Here is a 23,297-nt window from a genome sequence, read left to right on the forward strand (position 1 = left end):
GCGTTGGAAAGGGGCGCGGTGGTGTGAAAGGAAACGGAGTACGGGGCGTGGGGCTTGGCCTCTTGGCGGCATGTCTGGCACTGGCAATCGGGCCGGGGACAGGCACGGAGGTCCGCCCCGCCGGAGGCGGGGCCATGGTGGAACTGGATACGGGAGAAGCACCCCTAGTTGCCCTCACCTTTGATGACGGGCCGCGAAACGCTACCACCGGCCGATTGCTGGAGGGGCTGGCCCTGCGGGAGGTGCCTGCCACCTTCTTCCTGGTGGGAGAGCGGATTGCTGGCAGTGAGGACCTGATCCGGGAGATGGCGGCGGAAGGACACCAGATCGGCATCCATACCTACGACCATGTGCGGGTGACCGAGCTGTCCCGAGCAGATTTCGACCTTCAGGTCAGCAAGACCAGGGCGCTGCTGACGGATATTCTGGGACAGGGGGACTACTGGCTCCGGCCCCCTTACGGCATTGTGGACCGGTCGGTGGAGCAGTGGGCGGATGGACCGCTGATCCTGTGGTCGGTGGACCCGGAGGACTGGAAATACCAGGACGCCGACCGGATCGTGGACTGTGTGACCAGACAGGTGGAAGACGGGGATATCATTCTCATGCACGACATCTATGACACCTCGGTGGACGCCGCCCTGCGGATCGTGGACGAGCTGCTGGACCGGGGATATTGCTTTGTCACGGTGGAGCAGCTGATGGACCTGCGGGGCGTTCAGCCGGAGAACGGGGGCTTGTACACCGCCCTGTGCCCGGAGAAAAATGGAGGACACCCGGATTAAATTTGTAAAAGTGATTGTAATTTTTTCTCCTTTCATGTACACTAAAGGCAGCAGTCCACATCAAAGGAGGAAACATGGATATGAAAGTGGCTCGTTTTGTACTGAAGATCGTGGCTCTGTCTCTGGGAGCCGCCGCGGCCGTCTGTGCCATTATCGCTTACTGGGATAAACTGACTGAATTGGGCGACTGCGCCAAGGAAAAGCTCCAGCGCAAGGCCTGCGCTTCCGAGTACGACGACTACGAGGAGTAATACAGCGAATAAAAACGACCGCCGGTATTTTTCCGGCGGCCGTTTTTTGCACTCAGAAGGCGTACCACTTTAAACAGTCCCGGTCTCTGGTGCGTTTCAGGAGGAGGACGGACAGCAGCCTGTCGGCCAGCACAGTGGTCAGGGCCATCCAACTGACAGGGCCGGGAATGGCCCGGAGCAGGGGAGACAGGGCGGGGTGGACCCAGTAGACCAGGGGGAGGGTGAGCAATCCCCAGGCCAGGGAAAAGGGCAGGCACACCCGCCCCTGTATGCTGCCGGGCAGGCCCCGGTAGTCCCAGAAGGACACCCCCAGCCCCTCCTCATAAAAGAGCGCCATCAGGTATTCTGCCGCCGTGGCGGCCAGAGTTCCCCACAGAAAGAGGACAAGGGGATGGGGGGCCGCGCGGGGGGCGAGCAGCAGGATGGCGCAGGCCCCCAGACCGTATACCGGACACAGGGGCAGCACCAGCAGACACTTCCGGTCGGGCCGTCCTCCGGTGGCCCGGGCAAAGGATATTTCCAGCAGAAACCCTAAAAAGCTGTAAACCGTAAAACTCCAAAACCAGATCAAAACGGACCCTCCATTTCCAACCTTAGGGTAGCGGAAATGAGGGGATTTCATGCGGCCAAATTTTAGCCATTGAAACCAATTTACCAATCTCAAGGGTTAATCCCAGGGGCGTTTCGGGGAAAAGTGGAAAAGTTCCCGACGTGCCTTGCGGAACAGGCCGGTTTGTGATAGGATATTTCGGAGAAAAAATCAATGAGGAGTGGGATGCGATGAGGCACCTGATCGATTTTGGCGATCTGCCCCGGGAGGAGTGGGACGCGCTCTATGCCCGGGCCAGCCAGATCATAGACGCCCCTGAACAGTTTATTGATGTGTGCCGGGGCAAGGTGGCCGCGTCTTTGTTTTACGAGCCCTCTACCCGGACCAATTTTTCTTTTCAGACCGCCATGCTGCGGTTGGGCGGAACGGTGTTCGGCTTCGCCGATCCCAATTCCTCCTCGGTGGCCAAGGGAGAGACACTAAAGGACACCATCAAGATGGTGTCGGGTTACGCGGACGTCATCGTCATGCGCACCCCCTGGGAGGGGGCGGCCAAGGCGGCCTCCCTGTACTCCAACGTGCCTGTCATCAATGCCGGCGACGGTGGCCACATGCACCCCACCCAGACCATGGCCGACCTGACCACCATGACCAAGTTGCTGGGCCGGGTGGACGGCCTGTCTCTGGGCCTGTGCGGCGACCTGAAAAACGGCCGCACCGTCCACTCTCTCATCAAGGCCATGGCAAAGTTCAAGGACATTAAGTTTTTCCTCATCTCCCCACGGGAACTGGCGGTGCCTGAGTATATGCGCACCTTCATGAAGGAAAACAACATGCGTTTTACGGAGGTCACGGGCCTGGAGGCGGTCATTCCCCAGCTGGACGTGCTGTATATGACCCGGATCCAGCGGGAGCGGTTCGTGGACCCCCTGGAGTACGAACGGAACAAGGGCATTTACATCCTGACCCGGCGGAAGCTGGACCGGGCCAAGGAGAAGATGTTGGTCATGCACCCCCTGCCCCGTGTGGACGAGATCACAGTGGACGTGGACGACGATCCCAGGGCGGCTTATTTCCAGCAGGCCCGGTACGGCATGTTCGCCCGGATGGCCCTGCTGGAGCATTTGGCCCTCCAGCCCCGGTGGGATACGGTGCCTCCGGTGGAGATCGGCACTAAGCCCGTCTGCACCAACCCCCGCTGCATCACCCAGACCCAGCCCTATCTGCCCCCTCTGGTGAAGAAGATCGGCGGAGTGGACTGCTGTGGGTTCTGCGACGCGGCCTTGCGGTAAGGAAAAAGTTGCAACCGCCCGCTTTCCGGTGGAAAGCGGGCGGTATTTCGGAGAAATAATTTAGTTCGCTATTGTGAAAAAGAAAAAATTCAGAAATCAAGAAAAAGGGATTGACAAAACAGGTAAATGTATGATATTCTGTTGTGGCTGATGTGAGAGGAACGCGCCGTCCATGCGGGTGTAGTTCAATGGTAGAATCCCAGCCTTCCAAGCTGGTCGCGTGGGTTCGATTCCCATCACCCGCTCCAAATGCGCCTGTAGCTCAGGTGGATAGAGCAACTGCCTTCTAAGCAGTGGGTCAGGGGTTCGAGTCCCTTCAGGCGTGCCATCTTATGATGCGCGGCTCCTTTCATTTCACAACATATGGTGGGTGTAGCTCAGTTGGTTAGAGCACCGGATTGTGGTTCCGGGTGTCGAGGGTTCGAGTCCCTTTACCCACCCCACATCTATAGGCGGGAGGGCCGGAGCTTCGGCTCCGGCCCTTGCCTGTCCTCTTGTCGCCGCAGATACAGGGGTGTAGCCAAGTGGTAAGGCAAGGGACTTTGACTCCCTCACTCGCTGGTTCGAGTCCAGCCATCCCTGCCACTTCGTTGGTGCGGGCTGCATATCGTCTGCTTTGCCCTGGCGGCCAAAGCGCACTCATTCCGCCGCACCGCCTCCCCAAACCGCAATCGCTTTACTGGATTGCGGTTTGGCTGCCGCCTTCGGCTTTCCGTAATTGAATATCTGACTCAGTAGCTCAGTCGGTAGAGCAACTGCCTTTTAAGCCGTGGGTCCGGGGTTCGAGTCCCCGCTGGGTCACCAACTCGTCGCAAGCGTCATATCGCTTGCGACGAGTTTTTTTATGCTCCGCATCAAAAACTCATCGTGCGCTCATTCTGCTGCTCCTCGTTTCCGAACCGGATTCGCTTCGCTGGATTCCGGTTCGGGTTTGGATGCGGAATGGTAGCCTGCACCTCGAAAGTGTTCACGCTTTCCACGTCGTTGCGGACTTCGTATCGTTCGCGACGACTTTTATTTAAAAGTCATAACTTGATCACTGGCTGCGCTCCCCTTGCTTTTCCCGACAGGATATTCTATAATCGGTTTACATCATAGATAGGGGAGCGGATGCGCCGTGAGGCTCCGGAGAATTAGAAAGATACTGCTGGTGCTGAGTCTGGCAGCCGCATTGCTGATCGGGGGCTGTTCCTCGGGGACAGGCGTGGAAAAGAACCAGTTTGAAGTGGGAGATAAGGTGTCCACCTATTGGTTCGACTTCACGGTGGACCAGGTGGAGACGGCGGATTTCTTTGGCAGCTATACGGCCCGGGAGGGGTGCCGGCTGGCGGTGTGTCATCTGACCATCAAAAACACCTTTGACGAGGATGTGCCCATGGGTTGGGCTGATTTCATTCTCCAGTGGGAGAGCACAGGGGAGGATGCCGGTTCTTCGGGGGAAATGGAGGGGGCCTACACCCTGCCCCAGTACACCCAGGACCAATTCCTGGACGAGTATACCCTGGAGAAAGGCGGACAGCGGGAGGGCCTGCTGGTCTTTGAGGTGCCCCAAGGGGTGTCCCGGGCGGCGCTGGTCTTTCAGGAACTGTATGCCGACGGAGAGAACGCCAGTCAGTACACCGAGGGCAGCGCTTACTACGTCTGGATGGAATTATGAAAGAGGGGGAAGGGAGAGTCCTTCCCCTTGCTTTTTGCTCCGGGCTGGGGTATGATAATGTCTGCTGAACAAACTGCTTTTCGGCTGATCTGCGCGGCTGCCGCACTATTTCATCAAAAGAACCGGGTTTGTTCCGTAGGCATTATGATATGGACCAGCCGCAAACAAGAGGTGAATTTCATGCGCGTATTTGATACCCACGCCCACTATGACTCCGGGGCCTTCAACGGTGACCGGATGGAGGTGTTGGCCTCCATGCCGGAAAAGGGCGTGGAGTTGATCTTAAATCCCGGCTGCGATCTGGACAGCTCCCGGACCGCCGTCTCCCTGGCGGAGCAATTTCCCTATGTCTACGCCGCCGTGGGGGTCCACCCCTCCGACTGCGAGGGCTTTGACGGGCACACCGTGGAGGAACTGCGGGCCTTGGCGGCCCACCCCAAGGTGCGGGCCGTCGGGGAGATCGGCCTGGACTACTACTGGAAGGACAACCCGCCCCGGGATTTCCAGAAGCAGGTGTTCCATACCCAGATGGAGCTGGCGGAGGAGTTGTCCCTCCCTGTGATCATCCATGACCGGGAGGCCCACCAGGACTGCCTGGAGGTCGTGAAGTGCCATCCCAAGGTCAGGGGCGTGTACCACTGTTACTCCGGCAGTCTGGAGGACGCCAAGGTGCTGGTGAAGCTGGGCTGGATGCTCTCCTTCACCGGGGTGGTGACCTATAAAAACGCCCGAAAGTCCCTGGAGGTCATCGACTGGCTGCCCATGGACCGAATCATGATCGAGACCGACTCCCCCTACCTGACCCCCGAGCCCTTCCGGGGCAAGCGGAACGACTCGGGCCATGTCCACCTGGTGGCCGAGACCATCGCCCGGGTGAAGGGAATGGACCCGGAAGAGGTGGCCCGGATCACCCTGGAGAACGGCAAACGGTTTTTTGGAATTGACGGCTGAAAGGAAGAGATACCCATGACTATCACCTATGAATATGAAGGCGCGCTGTACGTCAACCTGACCAACAAATGCAACTGCAACTGTGAATTCTGCCTGCGCCACGGCAAGGCCCAGGGCTCCATCTACACCGAGGACTCCCTCTGGCTGGAGCGGGAGCCCACCCGCCAGGAGGCCCTGGACAGCTTCCTCAGCCGGGACATCCCCGCCTACCGGGAGATCGTCTTCTGCGGCTACGGCGAGCCCACTTACCGCATGGATGACATTCTCTGGCTGGTGGACCGGCTGAAGGAGAAATTCGGGGATAAGCTGCCCCCGGTGCGCATCAACACCAACGGCCACGCCAACCTGATCCAGGGCCGGGACGTGTGCCCCGACCTGAAGGGCCGCATCGACACCGTGTCCATCTCCCTCAACGCCATTACGGCGGAGGAGTATGTGGCCCTGTGCCATCCCATCCAGGGAGAGACTGCCTATCAGGCCATGCTGGACTTCGCAAAGGAGGCCAAGGAGTATGTGCCCCACGTGGTCATGACCATTGTGGACAAGGATAAGAGCCCCGAGGAGATCGAGACCTGCAAACAGATTGCCGCCGGACTGGGGGTCAACCTGCGTATCCGGTCTTTTATTGATTCCTGATAAAATCTCCGGTCCCGGCGCAGCCGGGACCGGAGATTTTATCATCATTTGTAACGCTTGGTCAGGTCAAAGAGGATAGAGAAGGGCAGGAAGATGACGGCGAACAGAGCGGCCAGCAGCCCCGTTTTTGGTTCCACATATTTCGACATAAGATCGGCCTCCTATTTTTTGTTACTATTCAGGCGGTTAGGTCCAGCTCTTCCCGGGCCTCCCGTTCGTTGTCGGCGGAGAAGCAGAAACGCCCCGCCCAGTCGTAGACCTCGATGTGCCCCCGTACCCATACCATTTCATAATCCATCGCGTTTTGCTCCTTTCGTATCTGAGTGACCTCAGTATACAAAAAGAACTGTCCAATAAAACGGACTTTTATCAAAAGAAGAAGCAGAGGGGAGGGATATTTTTGGACCCCATTCTTTATACCGTCCAGTCCATTAACGGCGACTACGCCGAACTGGTGACCGACGACGGCCAGCGCCATTCCATCACCATGTTCCTGCTGCCCGAGGGCACCACCCTGGGCAGCCGTCTGAAACAGGAGAACTTCCTGTGGGAGCTGCTGGACTGACAGTGAATGGTCGGCAGGGCGGGGACTTGTCCCCCGCCGAACAAATAGAAAGCATTCAAAAATCCCCTCCGTTTTTAAAACGGAGGGGATTTTCTGATGTGAGTATTACTTATTGGAGCGACGCCAGATGTGCATCTTCTCGGCGTCGGCGATGAGCTGCTCCCGGAAATCGGGGTGGGCGATGTTGATGAGCTGCTCGGCCCGCTCCCAGGTGGACAGGCCCTTCAGGTTGACCATGCCGTACTCGGTGACGATGTAGTGGACGCAGGACCGGGGGTCGGTGGCGATGGCGCCGGGGGTCAGGGTGGGGACGATGCGGCTCTTGACGGAGCCGTCCTTGCCGGTGACGGTGGAGGACATGCAGATGAAGCTCTTGCCGCCCTTGGACAGGTAGGCACCCATGGCGAAGTCCAGCTGGCCGCCGGTGCCGGAGATGTGTTTGGTTCCGGCGGACTCGGCGTTGACCTGGCCGAACAGGTCCATGTCGATGGCGTTGTTGATGGAGATGAAGTTGTCGATCTGGCTGATGACATGGACGTCGTTGGTGTAGTCCACGGGTGCGCCCATGACGTCGGGGTTCCGGTCCATGTAGTCATACAGCTTCTGGGAGCCGGCGGCGAAGGCGAAGACCTGGCGGCCCTTGTCCAGATTCTTGTGCTTACCGGTGATCTTACCGGCCATGGCCATGTCCACGAAGCCGTCCACGTACATCTCGGTGTGGACAGACAGGTCCTTCAGGTCGGACTGGGCGATCATGGAGCCGATGGTGTTGGGCATGCCGCCGATGCCCAGCTGCAGGCAGGCGCCGTTGGGGATCATGGGCACCACCAGGTTGGCCACGGCCTTGTCCACCTCGGTGGGGGCGCCGCCGCCGCCCAGCTGGGCCACGGGGGGATTGTCGCCCTCTACCACGTAGTCCACGTCCTGAATGTTGATCTCGCAGCCGGTCAGGCCGTAGACCCAGGGCAGGTTCTCATTGACCTCCAGGATGACCACCTTGGCCCGCTCCAGCATGTCGGCCAGATGGGAGCAGGCCAACGCGTAGCTGAAGTTGCCGTGCTTGTCCATGGGGGTGACCTGGATCATGGCCACGTCCACATTGACGTTCTCCCGGTAGAACCGGGGCAGCTCGGAGTAGCGCATGGGGGAGAAGAAGCCCATGCCCTTGGAGATGATCTTGCGGTCGATGCCGCTGCAGTGCCAGGAGTGCCAGGTGAAGTGGTCGCCGGCGTCCTCGGCCTTGGCGATCTCGGGCATCCACATGGTGACGCCGCCCCGGATTTTCACGTCATGCAGCTCGTCCTTCCGGTCGGCCAGGGCCTTGTCCAGAGCCACGGGGTGGTTGGTACACCAGCCGTAGTCCACCCAGTCGCCGGACTTGACCACCTTGACCGCCTCAGCGGCGGTGGTCAGCTTCTGCTGATACAATGCCTGATAATCCATGTTTGCATCCTCCATATATCTTAATTTTTCTCGCAGATCGATACCCGGCCGGAGGCCGGGGAATAAAACAGATTCAGTGCCCGATGTCCAGATAATAGGGCTTCATCAGGCTGGGCTGCTCCGTGGAGTCCTTGGGCTGGGTCCTGTGGGGCTCCGGGGGCATCCCGCGGCGTGCGTTCCGGTTCCGGCCCTGCTTCTTCCGGGGTTCAGCGGGGACCAACCGGCGCTGCTCGGGGGTGGGCTCCGCCTTTTTTGTCCCCTTCTTTTTCCGCTTGCGGCTGGGAGCGGCCTGGACGGAAGGTTCAGCGGGGACGGGCTGGGAAACCGGGGCCGCCTGGGCCGTCGGCTTTTTCTTCCGTTTCCGGGAGGAGGCGCGGGGCGGTTCCTCGGTCAAAACGGGCCGGGCAGTGGTGAGGGTAGACTTCCGGGGAGCCAGCAGCCGGGCGGTGGCGTCCATGATCACGTCGCTGTCCAGGGGATTGGGCCGGTGGAATTCCGTGCGGGGCATGGAGTCTCCGGTGTCCATCAAGGTGCCCGGCCGGGTCAGCCTGGGGCGGCTGGGCAGGGGATCGAAGGGGATCTCCGCCTCCGGCGCAGGCGCGGCCTCGGGGACGGCGGATTTTTTCTTCCTGCGGCGGCGGGACTTGGCGGGGGCGGGCTCTTTCTCCTCCAGGGCCTGGAGGGCCTGGGCCTCCTTCGCCTGTTCCTCCAGCCGCTTTTCCCGGGCGGCGGCCTTCTGGGCCTCGTCCCGCTGGCGGCGCAGCTCCCGGGCGGCGGCCCGGGCCTCGGCGTCCTCCTCGTTGATGATCTTGCCGTGCTTGTCCCGCTTGGGGGCCTCGAAGACTTCCATGGGGTAGGGGTGGGCCTCCACCAGGGGGACCTTGCGGCCAATGAGCTTTTCGATGTCCTTGAGCAGGGGCTGCTCGGAGAAATCGCAGAAGGCGATGGCCTGTCCGCCACGGCCCGCCCGGCCGGTGCGGCCGATGCGGTGGACGTAGGTCTCGGGGACCTCGGGCAGGTTGTAGTTGAAGACGTGGGACAACTCCTCAATGTCCAGCCCGCGGGCGGCAATGTCGGTGGCCACCAGGCATTGGATCATTCCGGCCTTGAAATCGGACAGGGCCTGCTGCCGGGCGGTCTGGCTCTTGTTGCCGTGGATGGCGGCGGCGGAGATGCCCTCCTTTTCCAGGTCACGGGCCACCTTGTTGGCTCCGTGCTTGGTCCGGGTAAAGACCAGGGCGTTTTTCACGTGCAAAGTGCGGATCAGATGGGCCAGCAGCCGGGTCTTGTTGGCCTTGTCCACCAGGTAGACGGACTGCCGGATGGCCTCCACCGGGGAGGACACCGGGTCCACCGCCACCCGGGCGGGGTCACGGAGCAGGGAGTTCACCAGGTCGGCGATCTCCGGGGGCATGGTGGCGGAGAACAGCATGGTCTGCTTCTGCCGGGGCAGCCACTTGAGGATCTTCTTCACGTCGTGGATGAAGCCCATGTCCAGCATCCGGTCGGCCTCGTCCAGCACGAAGATCTCCAGCTTGTCCAGAGAGACGAAGCCCTGGTCATGGAGGTCCATGAGCCGGCCGGGGGTGGCAATGAGAATGTCCACCCCCCGTTTCAGGGCGTCCACCTGGGGATTCTGGCCCACGCCGCCGAAAATGACGGTGTGACGCAGGTGAAGATACTTGCCGTAGGCGGCGAAGCTCTCGCCGATCTGGATGGCCAGCTCCCGGGTGGGGGTGAGGATCAGAGCCCGGATGGGCCGGCCGGGCGGGGTGGACCCCTCCAGCCGCTGTAAAATGGGGGCGGCGAAGGCGCAGGTCTTGCCGGTGCCTGTCTGGGCGCAGCCCAGCACGTCGCGGCCCGCCAGGGCGGGGGGAATGGCTTTGGTTTGAATGGGGGACGGTTTTTGATAGCCCTGCTCCTCCAGGGCAGTCAGGATGGGGGCGCACAGCCCCAGTTCACGAAATGTCATGGGATACTTCCTTTGTTTCATTCGGAGCGGACGTGGTTTCCGCCCGGTCCGGCCCGCAAGTTCCCCGCGGGCTGGGGTTAGGATTGCCGGTCCAGTTTGCGCAGGCGTTCCAGCACCTGCTGGGCGGTCTGGGCCAGGGTCTGGCCCCCGCCGCAGTCAATGACCAGGTCGGCGTATTTGTCGTAAAGGGGGGCGCGGTAAGCCATCACATCGGCCAGAGTCTGGCCGGGCTTCATGGCGATGCCCCGGGTGGACAGGTTCTGGATGCGCTGCTGGAGCTCCTCCAGGGGGACCTTCAGGTAGACCACAGGCCCCAGGGACTTCAGGTGAAGGGCGGCCTTCTCCCGGCAGACCGCGCTGCCCCCGGGGGCGACAACATGCTCATGGCACTGCACCGAGCACACGGCCTTCTCCTCGGCGTCCAGGAAGGCGTCCACGCCCCGGGTATCCAGGATTTCCTGGAGGAGAGCCCTCTCCTGGCGCTGAATCACCAGGTCCACATCCAGGAAACCGTAACCCAGGGCCTTGGCCAGCAGGACCCCTACCGTGCTTTTGCCGGAACCCGGCATACCGATCAAAACAATATTGTTCACAGAGCATTACCTGACCTTTACAGACGAAATCAGCTTGTATTGTACCATATCTCTCGGGAAAAAGAAAGGGGGATGAGGCGAAAAGGAGAACGGAGAGAATTTTGTTTTACGGGCTGAAAACAGTATATATGAGTATCAGTATATATGGAAAGAGGAGAATTGTCATATGGGGGGTGGTGGGTTATCCTGTGCTGAGAAGATGAAATACGGGAAAAAGGGAGAAAGAGGAAATGGCTGTTTCAGACATACAGAAAAAAGGTGCTGTAAGACTGTTAGAGTGGATCAAACAATATCCGGGGTGGTGGTATTTGATATGTACGCCTGGGGAGGAACATATGAATTTGGATATGATGCGGCGGATCATCCGGCATTTGGCGCAGGAGTCCCTTTATGAGATCATTTTTGTCCTGCTAACGGTTCACCGGGACGCGCCATTTATGAAAAATTTCTATGTCTTTTCGTGGCTGGACTGCCTGATTGAGTATTGGGATGACGATTATAAGAGAATTGTAACGCAAATCATCAAACGGTTTGAATAGCAGCAGGGCCGGGGCAATGCCCCGGCCCTGCCGGTCTAAACATAGTTTATCAAAACCCAGAACTCAGCACATCTTGGCCCCGGCGGGAATCTTGTCGTCCAGGATCAGCAGGTTCAGCTTCTCCTCGCCCTTTTCGGTGTGGACGGCGGAGATGAGCATGCCGTTGGACTCGTGCCCCATCATCTTCCGGGGAGGCAGGTTGACGATGGCCATCAGGGTCTTGCCCACCAGCTCCTCAGGCTTGTACCACTTGGCGATGCCGGAGAGGATCTGGCGGTCGGTGCCGGTGCCGTCGTCCAGGGTGAACTTGAGCAGCTTCTCGCTCTTTTTCACGTTCTCGCAGGCCTTGACTTTGACGGCCCGGAAGTCGCTCTTGCAGAAGGTGTCAAAGTCCACTTTCTCAGTGAGCTGAGGCTCCAGCTCCAGGGCGGGGAGGGCGGCCTTCTTGGCCTGGGCGGCGATCTCCTCCAGCGCGGCCAGCTCCTTTTCCATGTCGATGCGGGGGAACAGGTTCTTGCCCCGCTGGACGGTGACGTCCTTCCGCAGGGAACCGTACACCCCGGCGCTCTCCCAGGTGCGGCAGCCTTCGCAGGCGCCGATCTGGTTCAATACCTCGGCGGCGGAGTCGGGGATGAAGGGGGTCAGCAGGATGCCGCACACCCGCAGGGCCTCCAGCAGGTTGTACATGACCCGGGCCAGACGGGAGCCGTTGGCCTCCATGTCCTTGGCCAGCACCCAGGGGGCGTTCTCGTCAATATACTTGTTGGCCCGGTCGATGACCTTGAAGATCTCGCTGAGGGCGTTCTGGAAGGCGAACTTCTCCATCTGCTCCTCGTAGCGGCCCCGGAGGGAGGAAATCAGCTCCACCAGCTCGGCGTCCTTCCCGGTGTCCTCAGTCTGAGCCTCGGGCAGGGTGCCGCCGAAGTACTTGCCCACCATGGACACGGTGCGGCTGAGCAGGTTGCCCAGGTCGTTGGCCAGGTCCACGTTGATGGTGTTGATCAGGGCCTCGTTGGAGAAGTTGCCGTCGGAGCCGAAGGGGAAGGTGCGAAGCAGGAAGAACCGCAGGGCGTCCACACCGAAGCGCTGGGCCAGCAGGTAGGGGTCCACCACGTTGCCCTTGGACTTGGACATCTTGCCGCCGTCCAGCAGCAGCCAGCCGTGGCCGAACACCTTCTTGGGCAGGGGCATTCCCATGCTCATGAGCATGGCGGGCCAAATGATGGAGTGGAACCGGACGATCTCCTTGCCCACAAAGTGGACGTCGGCGGGCCAGAACTTCTCATAGTCGTCGTACTTGTCGTTGAGGAAGCCCAGGGCGGTGGTGTAGTTGAACAGGGCGTCCACCCACACATAGACCACGTGGCCGGGATCGAAGTCCACGGGCACGCCCCAGGTGAAGGAGGTGCGGCTGACGCACAGGTCCTCCAGACCGGGCTTGATGAAGTTGTTCACCATCTCGTTGACCCGGGAGCGGGGCTCCAAAAAGTCGGTGTCCTCCAGCAGGTGCTGGACCTTGTCGGCGTACTTGCTGAGACGGAAGAAGTAGGCCTCCTCCTCCGCGTCCTGGACCTCCCGGCCGCAGTCGGGACACTTGCCGTCCACCAGCTGGCTCTCCGTCCAGAAGGACTCGCAGGGCTTGCAGTATTTGCCCACATACTTGCCCTTGTAGATGTCCCCGTTCTCGTACATCTTCTTGAAAATCTTCTGAATGGCGGAGACGTGATAGTCGTCGGTGGTGCGGATGAACCGGTCGTTGGAGATATTCATCAGCTTCCACAGGTCCTTGACGCCCTGGGGGCCCTCCACGATGCGGTCCACAAACTCCTTGGGGGTGACGCCGGCCTCCTTGGCCTTGTCCTCGATCTTCTGGCCGTGCTCGTCGGTGCCGGTCAGAAAGAGCACGTCACAGCCCTGGAGCCGCTTGTAGCGGGCCATGGCGTCAGTGGCCACGGTGCAGTAGGTGTGGCCGATGTGCAGCTTGTCGCTGGGGTAGTAGATGGGGGTGGTGATATAAAAGCGTTTCTTTTCCATATTAAAACTCTCCCTTGGTAGTAATCGTTTTTGTTGAGGCCGTCAGACCGGCTCGTCATCCTCTTCATCCTGCGCCCCAAGGGGCATTCGCGCCTCCAGCAGCCGCTTGGGCCAGGGGGGACCAAAGGCGGTCCGCAGCAGAGACCACAGCCCTGCCAGGGCGGACAGGATAAAAGCGGCGGTCAGAACGGCCTGGAAGGGGGGGAGACCGTCGGCCAGGGAGACCAGCCCGCAAAAGATCCCCAGCAGGGCGCAGAAGGCACCGCGGAAGGGATGGGGCCGGTCGTGGAAGGCGGCGGCGGCGTCATAGTGGGCCAGCATCAGGAAGATGGCCGCAGCCAGAGAGAAGCCGTAGTTCATCAGAATGGGGTCGGTGCCGTGGGCCAGGTGGGTGGAAAACAGCCACACCAGGGCGGTCATAGGAGGAAACAGGGCAAGCAGGGAACAGACCTGGGGGGCGTTTCCCCGGTAAGCGCCTTTGCCCAGCATCAGGTTGGAAAGGCCAGCGGCAAAGGCCAGCAGGGCGCACAGCATCACCGACACGGGGTAGGTGAGCAGATGGGACTCCGGATCGATCCGCCAGAGGGCCAGCTCCTCCATCCCGGACAGAAGGCCCAGCACGCCGCTGCCCAGCAGGAGAAGGGCGGAGGCGGCCATCAGGGACATGTAGACGGGGGAGGGACAGCGGAAGGGCAGGGGGGAGTCCTCCGGTATTTCGATTCCCCGGAGGAGAAACAGGGCGGCCAGAGCCAGTCCCGCGGCCAGCAACAGGAGGAGAAGGGCGGCGGGGTGGCCGGAGGTGAAGAGCTGGGTATCCGGGTCGTAGCCGGAGGCCCACTGCCAGCGCCGCAGTCCAAAGCCCAGCACGCCCGCCCCCAGGGCGAGGCTGGGTAAAATCAGATCTTTTCGCATGATATGGAAATTCTCCTTCGTCAAAAAGGGAAATGGTGGACTCAACAGCCCATATCATATACCAGTTCGGGAGAAAAATCAAGCAACCGGAGGGGATTTCCCCCTGACGGGCCGGGTTTTCGGCATAAAAAAGAGACGGCTCTCCGGCATCCGCCCTGAAAGGTGCGGAAGGAGCCGTCTCTGTCACAGAATTCAACTGGGCCAATTGCCGGAGGGGCCTTCTCCGTCCTTCCTTTTCCCAAACTGGAACCAGAGGGCGATGACCAGGATGATCAGGCCAAAAATGCTGCACGCGGAGGAGATCTCATTGGAGATGCTGCCGTTGCTGTAAAGCAGCTGGCAGATGGCAAGGAAGACCAGGTCGCCCAGCAGTAGGTTCCGGGCGGTGGGGTCCATCCGCTTCCGGGCCCGGTCCTTCTCGTCGGCCAGCTTGGCCTGGGCGGCCTGACGCTTGGCTTCCATGGTGGAGTGGGAGTGGCGTTTCTTATACTTCTTTCGGCTCATGGGTCAGGATTCTCCTTTCAAAATGGTGGCGCCGCCCACCATCAGGTCGCCGTCGTAGAAAACCACGGCCTGGCCGGGGGTGATGGCGCGCTGAGGCTGGTCAAAGACCACCCGGACCTGGTCCGGGCCGGTCTGTTCCACGGTGCAGGGCTGTTCCGCCATGCGGTAGCGGATCTTGGCCCGCAGGCGCAGGGGGGTGTCCAGCCGGTCCATGGGGATCAGGTTCAGCCGGTCCGCTGTGAGGGTGCGGGCAAACAGGCTGGCGTTGTCTGAGAGGACCACCGTATTGTCCTGGGGCCGGACCTCCTTGACATAGAGCCGCCCCTGGTTGGAGGATACCCCCAGCCCCCGGCGCTGGCCCACGGTGTAGTCCACAATGCCGGTGTGGGCGCCCAGGACCCGGCCGCTCTGGTCCAGGAAGGGACCGGAGGGGTAGTCACGGCCGGTGTGACGGCGGATAAAGGCGGCGTAGTCCCCGTCAGGGACGAAGCAGATGTCCTGGCTCTCCCGTTTGCGGGCGTTGATGAGGCCCTGCTCCTCGGCGATGGCCCGGATCTCCGGCTTGGACAGCCCGCCCAGAGGAAAGAGGCTGTGGGCAAGCTGATCCTGGGTCAGATTGTACAGCACATAGCTCTGGTCCTTCTCCGGGTGGAGGGCTTTCCACAGCAGCCAGCGGCCCGACCCCTGGTCGTGCTCCAGCCGGACGTAGTGGCCGGTGGCCACATAGTCCCGGTCCAGTTCCCGGGCCCGCTGGAGCAAGGAGCCGAATTTCAGATACTTGTTGCAGTCGATGCAGGGGTTGGGGGTCTCCCCACGCTCGTAGGCGCAGGCAAAGCGGTCCATGACCTGGGTGCGGAAGGGGCGGGAGAAATTGAACACATAGTGGGGAAAGCCCAACAGCCGGGCCACCGCCCGGGCGTCCTCGGCGTCGTCCAGGGAGCAGCAGGCGCTCTCTCCCGAGACCCCCGCGTCGCCGTTGTCAAAGAGCTTCATGGTGACACCGATCAGGTCGTGACCGGCCTCCTTTAACAGAAAGGCGGCGGCGGAACTGTCCACGCCGCCGCTCATGGCGACGGCAACGCGAGCACACATTGACGGAACCCTCCCTGTCCGGTCCGGGCAGTCCCGGACGGTCTGGATGAAATGTAATTGGAAGTATAGCATACTTTGTCCCAAAGAGCAACCGGAAGGGGGAAAAACCCAAGGGAAGCGGCGAAATCCGTCCGGAATCAATACGAAAATAGGGGGACATAATATTGTGGCAGAAATTCTAGTCTACAAAAAAGAACACAATATCTTGTGGAGATATACCATAGACAAACCGCTTCCGGTGTGCTATACTCAATCGTGACGTGTTCCGGCGGATTTTGCCGGTGAAAGATAAAGTGTACCCCGAAGGAAGGAGATCATGCAATGAAGGTCATCAAACGAGACGGTACCATCGTGGATTACGACAGGAGCAAGATCGTCACCGCCATTGAAAAAGCAAACGCGGAGGTCCCCCAGGAGGACCGGCTGGCCCGGGACCGCATCGACGTCATCATCGACCGCATCGAGGGGATGAAGCGCCCCCGGATGCTGGTGGAGGACATCCAGGACCTGGTGGAGCAGGGACTGGTGGCGGAGAACAAGTTCCACCTGGCCAAGACCTATATCATCTACCGCTATAACCGGGCCCTGGTCCGGAAGGCCAACACCACCGACGAGTCCATTCTTTCCCTGCTGCGCAACGAGAACCAGGAGTTGGCAGAGGAGAATTCCAATAAGAACACCATGATTGCCGCCACCCAGCGGGACTACATCGCCGGCGAGGTGAGCCGGGACCTGACCCGGCGCATCCTCCTGCCCGAAAAGATCTCCAAGGCCCACGACGAAGGCACCATCCACTTCCACGACGCCGACTATTTCGTCCAGCCCATCTTCAACTGCTGCCTCATCAACATCGGGGACATGCTGGACAACGGCACCGTCATGAACGGCAAGCTCATCGAGTCTCCCAAGAGTTTTCAGGTGGCCTGCACCGTCATGACTCAGATCATCGCCTGCGTGGCCTCCAACCAGTACGGCGGCCAGTCGGTGGACCTGCGCCACCTGGGCAAGTATCTGCGCCGGAGCAAGGAAAAATTCCGCAAGCACATCGCCTATGAATGTGCCGGCCAGGCTGACGAGGCCACGGTGGAGCGGCTGGTCAACGACCGTCTGCGGGACGAGCTGAAATCCGGGGTCCAGACCATACAGTATCAGATCAATACCCTCATGACCACCAACGGCCAGTCTCCTTTCGTCACCCTGTTCCTCAATCTCCAGGAGGACGACCCCTACCTGGAGGAGAACGCCATGATCGTGGAGGAGGTGCTGCGCCAGCGGCTGGAGGGCATCAAGAACGAGAAGGGCGTCTATATCACCCCCGCCTTCCCCAAGCTGGTCTACGTTCTGGACGAGCACAACTGCCTCAAGGGCGGCAAGTACGACTATATCACCGAGCTGGCCGTCAAGTGCTCCGCTAAGCGGATGTATCCCGACTATATCTCCGCCAAGAAGATGCGGGAGAATTACGAGGGCAACGTGTTCTCCCCCATGGGCTGCCGCTCCTTCCTGGCTCCCTGGAAGGATGAGAACGGCAACTACAAGTTCGAGGGCCGCTTCAACCAGGGCGTGGTCTCCCTGAACCTGCCCCAGATCGGTATCCTGGCCCGGGGGGATGAGGAGAAGTTCTGGGAGATCCTGGAGGAGCGCCTCCAGCTGTGCTTCGAGGCCCTGATGTGCCGCCACAACGCCCTGAAAAACGTGAAGTCCGACTCCAGCCCCATCCACTGGCAGTACGGCGCCATCGCCCGCCTGCCCAAGGGCGCCCCCATCGAGCCCCTGCTCTACGGCGGCTACTCCTCCATCTCTCTGGGCTATATCGGCCTGTATGAGGTGACCAAGCTGATGAAGGGCTGCTCCCACACCCAGCCCGAGGGCGCTGAGTTCGCGCTGAAGGTGATGAACCGCCTGCGCAAGGCCTGCGACGACTGGAAGAAGGAAACCAACATCGGCTTCGCCCTCTACGGCACCCCCGCCGAGTCCCTGTGCTACCGCTTCGCCCGCATCGATAAAGAGCGCTTCGGCACCATTCCCGACGTCACGGACAAGGGCTACTATACCAACTCCTACCATGTGGATGTGCGGGAGCATATCGACGCCTTTGAGAAGTTCACCTTCGAGAGCCAGTTCCAGAAGATCTCCACCGGCGGCTGCATCTCCTATGTGGAGATCCCCAACATGCGCAACAATCTGGAGGCGCTGAAAGAGGTGGTCCGGTTCATCTACGACAACATCCAGTACGCTGAGTTCAATACCAAGAGCGACTACTGCCAGGTGTGCGGGTTCGACGGAGAGATCATCATCAACGATGACAACCAGTGGGAGTGCCCCGCCTGCCACAACAAGGACCGCTCCAAGATGAACGTCACCCGCCGTACCTGCGGCTACCTGGGCGAGAATTACTGGAACGTGGGCAAGACCAAGGAGATCAAGTCCCGGGTGCTGCACCTGTGAGCGCCTCCCGGGCTGTGATAAAATAGAATGTAAGGAGCTGAGACGATGAAATACGATTTTGAAACGGTACAGCCCCGCCGGCATGTGGGGTCCAAGAAATGGGATGAGATGGAGCAGTACGGCGTGGACAGTCCTGACGTGATCCCCTTCTCCGTGGCGGATATGGAGTTTGTGCAGATCCCCGAGGTGCTGGAGGGGCTGAAAAGCTACATGGAGCGGTACCCCCTGGGCTACGCCAATCCCACCCCGGAATATAAGGACGCCGTGTGCGGCTGGCAGAAATCCCAGCACGGCTGGGAGGTGAAGCCCGAAACGATTCTGTGCACGCCGGGCATCGTCAATGCCTTCCACGGCGCGGTCCAGACGTATACACAGCCCGGCGACGGCGTGCTGATGCTCAGCCCCACCTACTACCCTATGTACAACGCCGTCACGGCCAATGGCCGGGAACTGGTGGAGAGTTTCTTGGTCCGCAAGGGCAGCCGCTATGAGATCGACTTTGCCGATTTTGAGGCCAAGGCCGCCCGTCCCAATGTGAAGCTGATGATCCTGTGCAACCCCCAGAATCCCACGGGCCGGGTGTTTACCGAGGAAGAGTTGACCAAGATCGGCAATATCTGCCTGGAGCACGGTATTTTCGTCTGCTCCGACGAGATTCACGGCGATATTATCATGCCCGGTTACCATCATATCCCCTTCGCTTCTCTCAATGATGCCTTTGCCAAGAACTGTATGGTGTGTGTGGCCGCCACCAAGACCTTCAATCTGGCGGGCCTCCAGACCTCGGCCATCATCATCCCCGACGAGGAGAGACGCAAGGCCTTCAAGGCCAACCAGATGAAGCTGGAGATCAACCCCAAGTGCAACATTCTGGGCTATGAGGCCAGCCGGATCGTCTACACCCAGGGGCAGGAGTGGCACCGGCAGTGCATGGAAGTCATCATCCGCAACGCCAAGACGATCATCGATTTCTGCGCCAAGGAACTGCCGGAGATCTCCATCACCACGCTGGAGGGCACCTACCTGCTGTGGATGGACCTGAGCGCCTATGGCATTGAATGCCGGGAACTGGCCGAGCTGCTGAAGAAGGAAGCCTGGCTGTTTATGGATGACGGCTACATCTTCGGCGAGGCGGGCGAGGGCTTCGAGCGCTGGAACCTGGCCTGCCCCACCCGCTACATCGAGGCGGCGCTGCCCCGGCTGAAAAAGACCCTGGAGGCTCACCGGAAGAGCTGACCCCGGCGGAACATGGTCCCGCCGTACAAATGAGGAAGTGTTTCCATGAATTACGCCGACATCCGGCCCATCGATGTGGCCAACGGCCCGGGGGTTCGGGTCTCCATCTTCGTCTCCGGCTGTACCCACCACTGCAAGGAGTGCTTCAACCCGGAGACCTGGGACTTTGACTACGGCCAACCCTTTGGAGAGGCGCAGATCCAGGAGATCTTGGGTCACCTGTCCAAGTCCTATATCCATGGTCTGTCCATTCTGGGGGGAGAGCCATTTGAGCCCCAGAACCAGGGGGCAGTGCTGGAACTGGTCCGCCGGGTGCGGGAACGGTTCCCGGAGAAGGACGTCTGGTGCTACTCCGGTTACCTCTTTGAGGACTTGGCCGCCGGAAAGGTGGGGGCCCACAGCCGGACCTTGCTGGGCCTGCTGGACGTGTTGGTGGACGGCCCCTTTGTCCTGGAGCAGAAGGAACTGTCCCTCCGGTTCCGGGGATCGGCGAATCAGCGGCTCATCGACGTGCCCGCCTCATTGGGAGCGGGGCAGGTCCTGATTTGGGACAAACTGGAATAACAATAGGAAAGAAAATCCCCTGACCTTCCGGAAGGTCAGGGGATTCTTTATGGCTCTTTTATTTCGCCCAAAAGCCGTAGGGGCGGTCCCTCCAGGTCCACCACCCGGTGGGCCAGGGAGAGAATATTGCTTTCGTGGCTGGTGAGAAGGACCGGGACGGGCAGCCGCTTCAGGCCCTCCATGATCCGGGCGGCCCGCTGGGGGTCCACTCCGGCGAAGGGCTCGTCCAGCAGGTAGAGGGCCCCGCCCAGAGCCAGGCACCGGGCCAGAGCCAGCCGGCGCTCCATGCCGCCGGACAGGGCGTCGGGGTAGGTATTTTCCTCCCCGGTGAGCTCAGTAAGGGCCAGCCACCCTTCCGCTTCCCTCCGGCGGTCCCGGGGCAGTACATCGGTCAGGTGCTGTTCCACCGTCCGCCAGGGCAGCAGCCGGTTTTCCTGGAAGAGGAAGGCGGTCTCCCCGGGGGAGACGCCGGTGATCCGGCCGGAGGCAGGGCGTTCCAACCCGGCCAGCAGCCGGAGCAGGGTAGTCTTGCCGCAGCCCGACGGCCCCCGGAGGACGGTGACCCCGGAGCCGGGGAGGGTGAGGGAGAAATCGGATAGGATCTCTTTTGGGCCGTACCGGAAGGAGACGTGGTCCAGACGAATCTCACTCATGGCTGACCCCTCCTTTCCGGGAACGAAGCAGGGTGCGCAGCAGCCGTTCCAGCACCAGAGACAGGGCGACCACCACCACCGTCCAGGCGAACAGGTCGGGAACCTCCAGATAGAGCTTGGCATTGTAGATCTGCGTGCCGACGGAGGGGCGGGGCAGGCACAGGACCTCGGCCGCTACGCCGGATTTCCAGGCCAGCCCCATGGCGGTGGTGACCGCGGAGAGGAAATAGGGCCGCAGGGAGGGCAGGTAGATCAGTTTGACGGTTTGGAAGGCGGAGAACCGGTAAGCGCGGGCCATCTCCAACAGCTGGGGGTCGGTCTCGCCCAGGCCCCTGGAGAGGTTGCCCCATATCACAGGCAGGACCATGAGCGCGGAGATCACCACGGGGACCCGGTCCCGGCCGGTCCACAGCAGGATCAGCAGAATGAAGGAGACCACCGGAGTGGCCCGGATGACCCGGATGGCGGGGGAGAGCAGGCGGTCCGCCCAGTGGGAGAGAAAGGTGAGGGCGGCCAGCAGCCCGCCCAGCGCTGTGCCCAACACCATGCCGGCCAGGATGCGGCCCAGGGTGGCCAGGACAGTCCCCCAAAAAGCAGGGGTGCCGGCCAGCCGGACCAGGGCGGACAGGACCGTGGCGGGATAGGGGAGGAGCAGCTCGTTGCCCCGGCCCCGGACATGGAGGTCCACCAGAAAGGCGCAAAGCTGCCAAGCCCCCAGCCAGAAGGCCGGGGGCAGCAGGGCAGAGATCAGTTTTTTTCCAGTTTTACGCCACTCCATAGTAGAAGGAATCGTAGGGCATGGCACCGCCGATGGAGGCGGGATCAGCCTGGAACAGGACCTGGTAATAGCCCTCCAGGGTCTCCTTCATCTCCGGGCCGGTGAGGAAGGTCAGGTTGCACTGGGGAATGGCCTTGGCGGCGATCTGTTCGTTGGCGGTGATGCCGTACTTGGCCACCAGGGCGGCGGCGTCCGCGCTGTTGTTTTCGTCGGACATGAAGGAGATGGAGTCGCCGTACAGATCCACAAAGGCGTCCACCAGTTCGGGATTCTCCTCAATAAAGCCGGTGCGGGCGACAACACAGCCCATGGGCAGGGCACCCTGGTCCAGCTTGTCCCATTCATCGGACAGGGAGAGGGCTTCCCGGACGCCGCTGTCCTTCATCAGCAGGGCGGTGGCGGCGGGGACGGGGAGCATGCAGATGCCGGCGTCGGAGGAGGCGATCTGAGCGGTGATCTCCTGGGGGGTCATCCACTGGATGTCCACCTGGTCGGGCTCCACACCGTTCTCCCGCAGCAGGTGGTTGAGGATATACTCGGGGTTGGCACCCTTGGCGGTGGAGGGGGCGTAGAGGGTCTTGCCCTTCAGATCGGCCATGGACTGGACGGTGTCGCCCTTCTCCAGAATATAGAGGACGCCCAGGGTGTTGACGGCCAGCACCTGGATGCCGCCGTCGGTCTTGGCCACCAGGTTGGCGGCCACGTTGGTGGCGATGGCGGCGATGTCCGCGTCACCGTTGACCAGGGCGTTGGTCACCTCCGTGTTTTCGGTGGCCACGGTGGTGTTCAGAACGAAGGGGGCGTCGGCGGGGGCGCTGTCTGCGCTGTAGCCGTCGATCAAGTAAGCGGCGCCCACGCCGGTGGGTCCGCTGAGGACCATGAAGTTGACCTCGGCGGGCAGGGCGGCGTCGCCAGGGACGCTGGACGAGGCGCTGCCGGACGCGGAGGAGGAGACGGCGGCGGAGCTGGAGGAGCCGGAACCGGAGGACTTGGGGCCGCAGCCGGCCAGGGCGGAGAACACCATGGCGGCGGCCAGGAGCAGAGACAGTTTCTTTTTCATGATACAGTCATCCTTTCATATGATGTGTACGAAGCGTGAGTACCTTGCCCTGCATAATATAGGTTTCAGGCTCCATAGGCCGGTAAACCCAAATTTACAGAGCGCCTTCCAGAGCGGATAGATTTGGAATGGTGATGGTCTTTCCCTGGCGGAAAATCAGCCCGCCGTGTTCCAACTCCTCAAAGGCGCGGTAGAGGGAGGCACGGCTGATGCCCAGGCGGCGGGCCAGGTCGGTGGCGGAGCAGGTGAGGCTGCCGTTTTGGCTGTTGGCCAGCAGATACCGGGCCAGCCGGCCCTCGGCGCTGGATTGGGCCAGGGACTGGAGCCGTCCGGAGAGAAAGCGGATACGGCCGGTGAGATAGTGGAGGTAATTCTTGCGGATCAGGGGCTGTTCTCCCAGCAGGCGGTCCACCAGGGACTGGTCCAGCAGGAGGCAGCGGCTGGAGCGTCTGGCGGTGATGGTGGTGGCATATTCCGGGGCGTCGCTGTACAGGGCGGCGGCCCCAAAAAGCTCCCCAGGCTCCAAAACGCTCACCGCCAGGGTGCCCTTGGTTACTTGGAGCTGTCCTGTCAGAAGCACACCCAGACAGCGGCGGAACTCTCTGGGACTGTATACCACCTGCCCGGCGGGGAACTGGACCAGCTCCGCCCCCTCCGCCTGGATGATCTGTTCCAAAAAAGCTTCGTTTACGCCCCGCAGCAGCGGGCATCGGCCCAACAGCGTCTGTTCCTCCCCGGTCAGAGGCACTTGAAACACCTTCCCTACATGTCTTATTTGAGAC

Annotated in this window: 23 protein-coding genes and 5 tRNA genes; 16 read left to right on the forward strand and 12 right to left on the reverse strand. The window is 61.0% G+C overall.

Annotation, left to right across the window (positions count from 1 at the left end; genetic code table 11):
* The first annotated feature begins 23 nt into the window (after window positions 1-23).
* Together I6E42_RS01420 and I6E42_RS01425 are read left to right on the forward strand one after the other, a co-directional pair.
* The gene (locus I6E42_RS01420; RefSeq protein ID WP_235370071.1) at window positions 24-785 is read left to right on the forward strand and encodes a polysaccharide deacetylase family protein; all 762 of its coding nucleotides are present in this window, start codon (window positions 24-26) and stop codon (window positions 783-785) included.
* An 80-nt stretch (window positions 786-865) separates the two neighbouring features.
* Window positions 866-1,036: a hypothetical protein gene (locus tag I6E42_RS01425; RefSeq protein ID WP_235370072.1), complete on the forward strand. Its 171-nt coding sequence runs from the start codon at window positions 866-868 to the stop codon at window positions 1,034-1,036.
* Window positions 1,037-1,088: 52 nt separating this feature from the next.
* On the opposite strand, the gene I6E42_RS01430 is transcribed toward I6E42_RS01425, so the two are convergent.
* Window positions 1,089-1,607, reverse strand: coding sequence for a putative ABC transporter permease (locus I6E42_RS01430; protein ID WP_235370073.1), 519 nt, complete (start codon window positions 1,605-1,607; stop codon window positions 1,089-1,091).
* 209 nt (window positions 1,608-1,816) lie between these two features.
* On the opposite strand from I6E42_RS01430, the gene pyrB reads away from it, so the two are divergent.
* From pyrB to I6E42_RS01480, 10 genes are all read left to right on the forward strand, one after another.
* A complete protein-coding gene (gene pyrB, locus I6E42_RS01435; protein WP_235370074.1) occupies window positions 1,817-2,878 on the forward strand; it encodes an aspartate carbamoyltransferase in 1,062 nt (353 codons plus the stop codon).
* A 174-nt stretch (window positions 2,879-3,052) separates the two neighbouring features.
* Window positions 3,053-3,126 (forward strand) — tRNA-Gly (locus I6E42_RS01440).
* Between the two features lie 3 nt (window positions 3,127-3,129).
* Window positions 3,130-3,206: transfer RNA gene (locus I6E42_RS01445), tRNA-Arg, on the forward strand.
* Window positions 3,207-3,244: 38 nt separating this feature from the next.
* Window positions 3,245-3,321: transfer RNA gene (locus I6E42_RS01450), tRNA-His, on the forward strand.
* A 67-nt stretch (window positions 3,322-3,388) separates the two neighbouring features.
* Window positions 3,389-3,463: transfer RNA gene (locus I6E42_RS01455), tRNA-Gln, on the forward strand.
* Window positions 3,464-3,606: 143 nt separating this feature from the next.
* Window positions 3,607-3,682, forward strand: a tRNA-Lys gene (locus I6E42_RS01460).
* A 346-nt stretch (window positions 3,683-4,028) separates the two neighbouring features.
* A complete protein-coding gene (locus I6E42_RS01465; RefSeq protein WP_235370075.1) occupies window positions 4,029-4,535 on the forward strand; it encodes a DUF4352 domain-containing protein in 507 nt (168 codons plus the stop codon).
* Between the two features lie 180 nt (window positions 4,536-4,715).
* On the forward strand, window positions 4,716-5,486 hold the full coding sequence (locus tag I6E42_RS01470; protein ID WP_235370076.1) for a TatD family hydrolase: 771 nt from the start codon (window positions 4,716-4,718) through the stop codon (window positions 5,484-5,486).
* A 15-nt stretch (window positions 5,487-5,501) separates the two neighbouring features.
* Window positions 5,502-6,122 (forward strand): TatD family nuclease-associated radical SAM protein, encoded by a 621-nt coding sequence (locus I6E42_RS01475; RefSeq protein WP_235370077.1) that lies wholly within the window; start codon window positions 5,502-5,504, stop codon window positions 6,120-6,122.
* A 400-nt stretch (window positions 6,123-6,522) separates the two neighbouring features.
* Window positions 6,523-6,687, forward strand: coding sequence for a hypothetical protein (locus tag I6E42_RS01480; protein ID WP_235370078.1), 165 nt, complete (start codon window positions 6,523-6,525; stop codon window positions 6,685-6,687).
* Between the two features lie 105 nt (window positions 6,688-6,792).
* Here the strand turns inward: I6E42_RS01480 and I6E42_RS01485 are convergent, their stop codons facing one another.
* From I6E42_RS01485 to I6E42_RS01495, 3 genes are all read right to left on the reverse strand, one after another.
* The gene (locus tag I6E42_RS01485; RefSeq protein WP_235370079.1) at window positions 6,793-8,130 is read right to left on the reverse strand and encodes a butyryl-CoA:acetate CoA-transferase; all 1,338 of its coding nucleotides are present in this window, start codon (window positions 8,128-8,130) and stop codon (window positions 6,793-6,795) included.
* Between the two features lie 73 nt (window positions 8,131-8,203).
* Window positions 8,204-10,102: a DEAD/DEAH box helicase gene (locus I6E42_RS01490; RefSeq protein WP_235370080.1), complete on the reverse strand. Its 1,899-nt coding sequence runs from the start codon at window positions 10,100-10,102 to the stop codon at window positions 8,204-8,206.
* Between the two features lie 77 nt (window positions 10,103-10,179).
* Complete coding sequence (locus I6E42_RS01495; protein ID WP_235370081.1) at window positions 10,180-10,695, reverse strand: shikimate kinase; 516 nt, start codon at window positions 10,693-10,695, stop codon at window positions 10,180-10,182.
* 230 nt (window positions 10,696-10,925) lie between these two features.
* Between I6E42_RS01495 and I6E42_RS01500 the strand changes: the two genes are divergently transcribed.
* The gene (locus I6E42_RS01500; RefSeq protein ID WP_235370082.1) at window positions 10,926-11,234 is read left to right on the forward strand and encodes a hypothetical protein; all 309 of its coding nucleotides are present in this window, start codon (window positions 10,926-10,928) and stop codon (window positions 11,232-11,234) included.
* Between the two features lie 63 nt (window positions 11,235-11,297).
* Here I6E42_RS01500 and metG read toward each other — a convergent pair whose 3' ends face one another.
* The 4 genes from metG to mnmA all read right to left on the reverse strand — a co-directional run bounded on the left by metG (window position 11,298) and on the right by mnmA (window position 15,776).
* On the reverse strand, window positions 11,298-13,268 hold the full coding sequence (gene metG, locus I6E42_RS01505) for a methionine--tRNA ligase (RefSeq protein ID WP_235370083.1): 1,971 nt from the start codon (window positions 13,266-13,268) through the stop codon (window positions 11,298-11,300).
* A 42-nt stretch (window positions 13,269-13,310) separates the two neighbouring features.
* Entirely contained in the window at window positions 13,311-14,180 is an 870-nt protein-coding gene (locus tag I6E42_RS01510) for a hypothetical protein (protein WP_235370084.1), read from the reverse strand.
* A 192-nt stretch (window positions 14,181-14,372) separates the two neighbouring features.
* Window positions 14,373-14,684: a hypothetical protein gene (locus I6E42_RS01515; RefSeq protein WP_235370085.1), complete on the reverse strand. Its 312-nt coding sequence runs from the start codon at window positions 14,682-14,684 to the stop codon at window positions 14,373-14,375.
* Between the two features lie 3 nt (window positions 14,685-14,687).
* Window positions 14,688-15,776, reverse strand: a complete 1,089-nt coding sequence (gene mnmA / locus I6E42_RS01520; RefSeq protein ID WP_235370086.1) for a tRNA 2-thiouridine(34) synthase MnmA — start codon at window positions 15,774-15,776, stop codon at window positions 14,688-14,690.
* 321 nt (window positions 15,777-16,097) lie between these two features.
* Here mnmA and nrdD point away from each other — a divergent pair, with 321 nt between their 5' ends.
* The 3 genes from nrdD to nrdG are packed head-to-tail and all read left to right on the forward strand — an operon-like array spanning window position 16,098 to window position 20,024.
* Window positions 16,098-18,224, forward strand: coding sequence for an anaerobic ribonucleoside-triphosphate reductase (gene nrdD / locus I6E42_RS01525; RefSeq protein WP_235370087.1), 2,127 nt, complete (start codon window positions 16,098-16,100; stop codon window positions 18,222-18,224).
* 45 nt (window positions 18,225-18,269) lie between these two features.
* Window positions 18,270-19,460: a MalY/PatB family protein gene (locus I6E42_RS01530; RefSeq protein WP_235370088.1), complete on the forward strand. Its 1,191-nt coding sequence runs from the start codon at window positions 18,270-18,272 to the stop codon at window positions 19,458-19,460.
* Between the two features lie 45 nt (window positions 19,461-19,505).
* Complete coding sequence (gene nrdG / locus I6E42_RS01535) at window positions 19,506-20,024, forward strand: anaerobic ribonucleoside-triphosphate reductase activating protein (protein ID WP_235370089.1); 519 nt, start codon at window positions 19,506-19,508, stop codon at window positions 20,022-20,024.
* 47 nt (window positions 20,025-20,071) lie between these two features.
* Here nrdG and I6E42_RS01540 read toward each other — a convergent pair whose 3' ends face one another.
* From I6E42_RS01540 to I6E42_RS01555, 4 genes are all read right to left on the reverse strand, one after another.
* The gene (locus I6E42_RS01540) at window positions 20,072-20,677 is read right to left on the reverse strand and encodes an ATP-binding cassette domain-containing protein (RefSeq protein WP_235370090.1); all 606 of its coding nucleotides are present in this window, start codon (window positions 20,675-20,677) and stop codon (window positions 20,072-20,074) included.
* Window positions 20,670-21,455, reverse strand: a complete 786-nt coding sequence (locus tag I6E42_RS01545) for an ABC transporter permease (protein ID WP_235370091.1) — start codon at window positions 21,453-21,455, stop codon at window positions 20,670-20,672. The genes I6E42_RS01540 and I6E42_RS01545 overlap by 8 nt, the downstream gene beginning before the upstream one ends.
* The gene (locus tag I6E42_RS01550; protein WP_235370092.1) at window positions 21,442-22,515 is read right to left on the reverse strand and encodes an ABC transporter substrate-binding protein; all 1,074 of its coding nucleotides are present in this window, start codon (window positions 22,513-22,515) and stop codon (window positions 21,442-21,444) included. The genes I6E42_RS01545 and I6E42_RS01550 overlap by 14 nt, the downstream gene beginning before the upstream one ends.
* 94 nt (window positions 22,516-22,609) lie before the next feature.
* Window positions 22,610-23,191, reverse strand: a complete 582-nt coding sequence (locus I6E42_RS01555) for a Crp/Fnr family transcriptional regulator (protein ID WP_235370093.1) — start codon at window positions 23,189-23,191, stop codon at window positions 22,610-22,612.
* Between the last annotated feature and the right edge of the window lie 106 nt (window positions 23,192-23,297).

The sequence above is a fragment of the Pseudoflavonifractor phocaeensis genome (assembly GCF_021531815.1).
GTDB lineage: Bacteria > Bacillota > Clostridia > Oscillospirales > Oscillospiraceae > Lawsonibacter > Lawsonibacter phocaeensis_A.

Coding starts and splice junctions, on each gene's coding strand:
- I6E42_RS01425 (WP_235370072.1), top strand. CDS start 866: ATGAAAGTGGCTCGTTTTGTACTGAAGATCGTGGCTCTGTCTCTGGGA.
- pyrB (WP_235370074.1), top strand. CDS start 1,817: ATGAGGCACCTGATCGATTTTGGCGATCTGCCCCGGGAGGAGTGGGAC.
- I6E42_RS01470 (WP_235370076.1), top strand. CDS start 4,716: ATGCGCGTATTTGATACCCACGCCCACTATGACTCCGGGGCCTTCAAC.
- I6E42_RS01475 (WP_235370077.1), top strand. CDS start 5,502: ATGACTATCACCTATGAATATGAAGGCGCGCTGTACGTCAACCTGACC.
- I6E42_RS01485 (WP_235370079.1), bottom strand. CDS start 8,130: ATGGATTATCAGGCATTGTATCAGCAGAAGCTGACCACCGCCGCTGAG.
- I6E42_RS01490 (WP_235370080.1), bottom strand. CDS start 10,102: ATGACATTTCGTGAACTGGGGCTGTGCGCCCCCATCCTGACTGCCCTG.
- I6E42_RS01500 (WP_235370082.1), top strand. CDS start 10,926: ATGGCTGTTTCAGACATACAGAAAAAAGGTGCTGTAAGACTGTTAGAG.
- metG (WP_235370083.1), bottom strand. CDS start 13,268: ATGGAAAAGAAACGCTTTTATATCACCACCCCCATCTACTACCCCAGC.
- I6E42_RS01510 (WP_235370084.1), bottom strand. CDS start 14,180: ATGCGAAAAGATCTGATTTTACCCAGCCTCGCCCTGGGGGCGGGCGTG.
- I6E42_RS01515 (WP_235370085.1), bottom strand. CDS start 14,684: ATGAGCCGAAAGAAGTATAAGAAACGCCACTCCCACTCCACCATGGAA.
- mnmA (WP_235370086.1), bottom strand. CDS start 15,776: ATGTGTGCTCGCGTTGCCGTCGCCATGAGCGGCGGCGTGGACAGTTCC.
- nrdD (WP_235370087.1), top strand. CDS start 16,098: ATGAAGGTCATCAAACGAGACGGTACCATCGTGGATTACGACAGGAGC.
- I6E42_RS01530 (WP_235370088.1), top strand. CDS start 18,270: ATGAAATACGATTTTGAAACGGTACAGCCCCGCCGGCATGTGGGGTCC.
- nrdG (WP_235370089.1), top strand. CDS start 19,506: ATGAATTACGCCGACATCCGGCCCATCGATGTGGCCAACGGCCCGGGG.
- I6E42_RS01540 (WP_235370090.1), bottom strand. CDS start 20,677: ATGAGTGAGATTCGTCTGGACCACGTCTCCTTCCGGTACGGCCCAAAA.
- I6E42_RS01545 (WP_235370091.1), bottom strand. CDS start 21,455: ATGGAGTGGCGTAAAACTGGAAAAAAACTGATCTCTGCCCTGCTGCCC.
- I6E42_RS01550 (WP_235370092.1), bottom strand. CDS start 22,515: ATGAAAAAGAAACTGTCTCTGCTCCTGGCCGCCGCCATGGTGTTCTCC.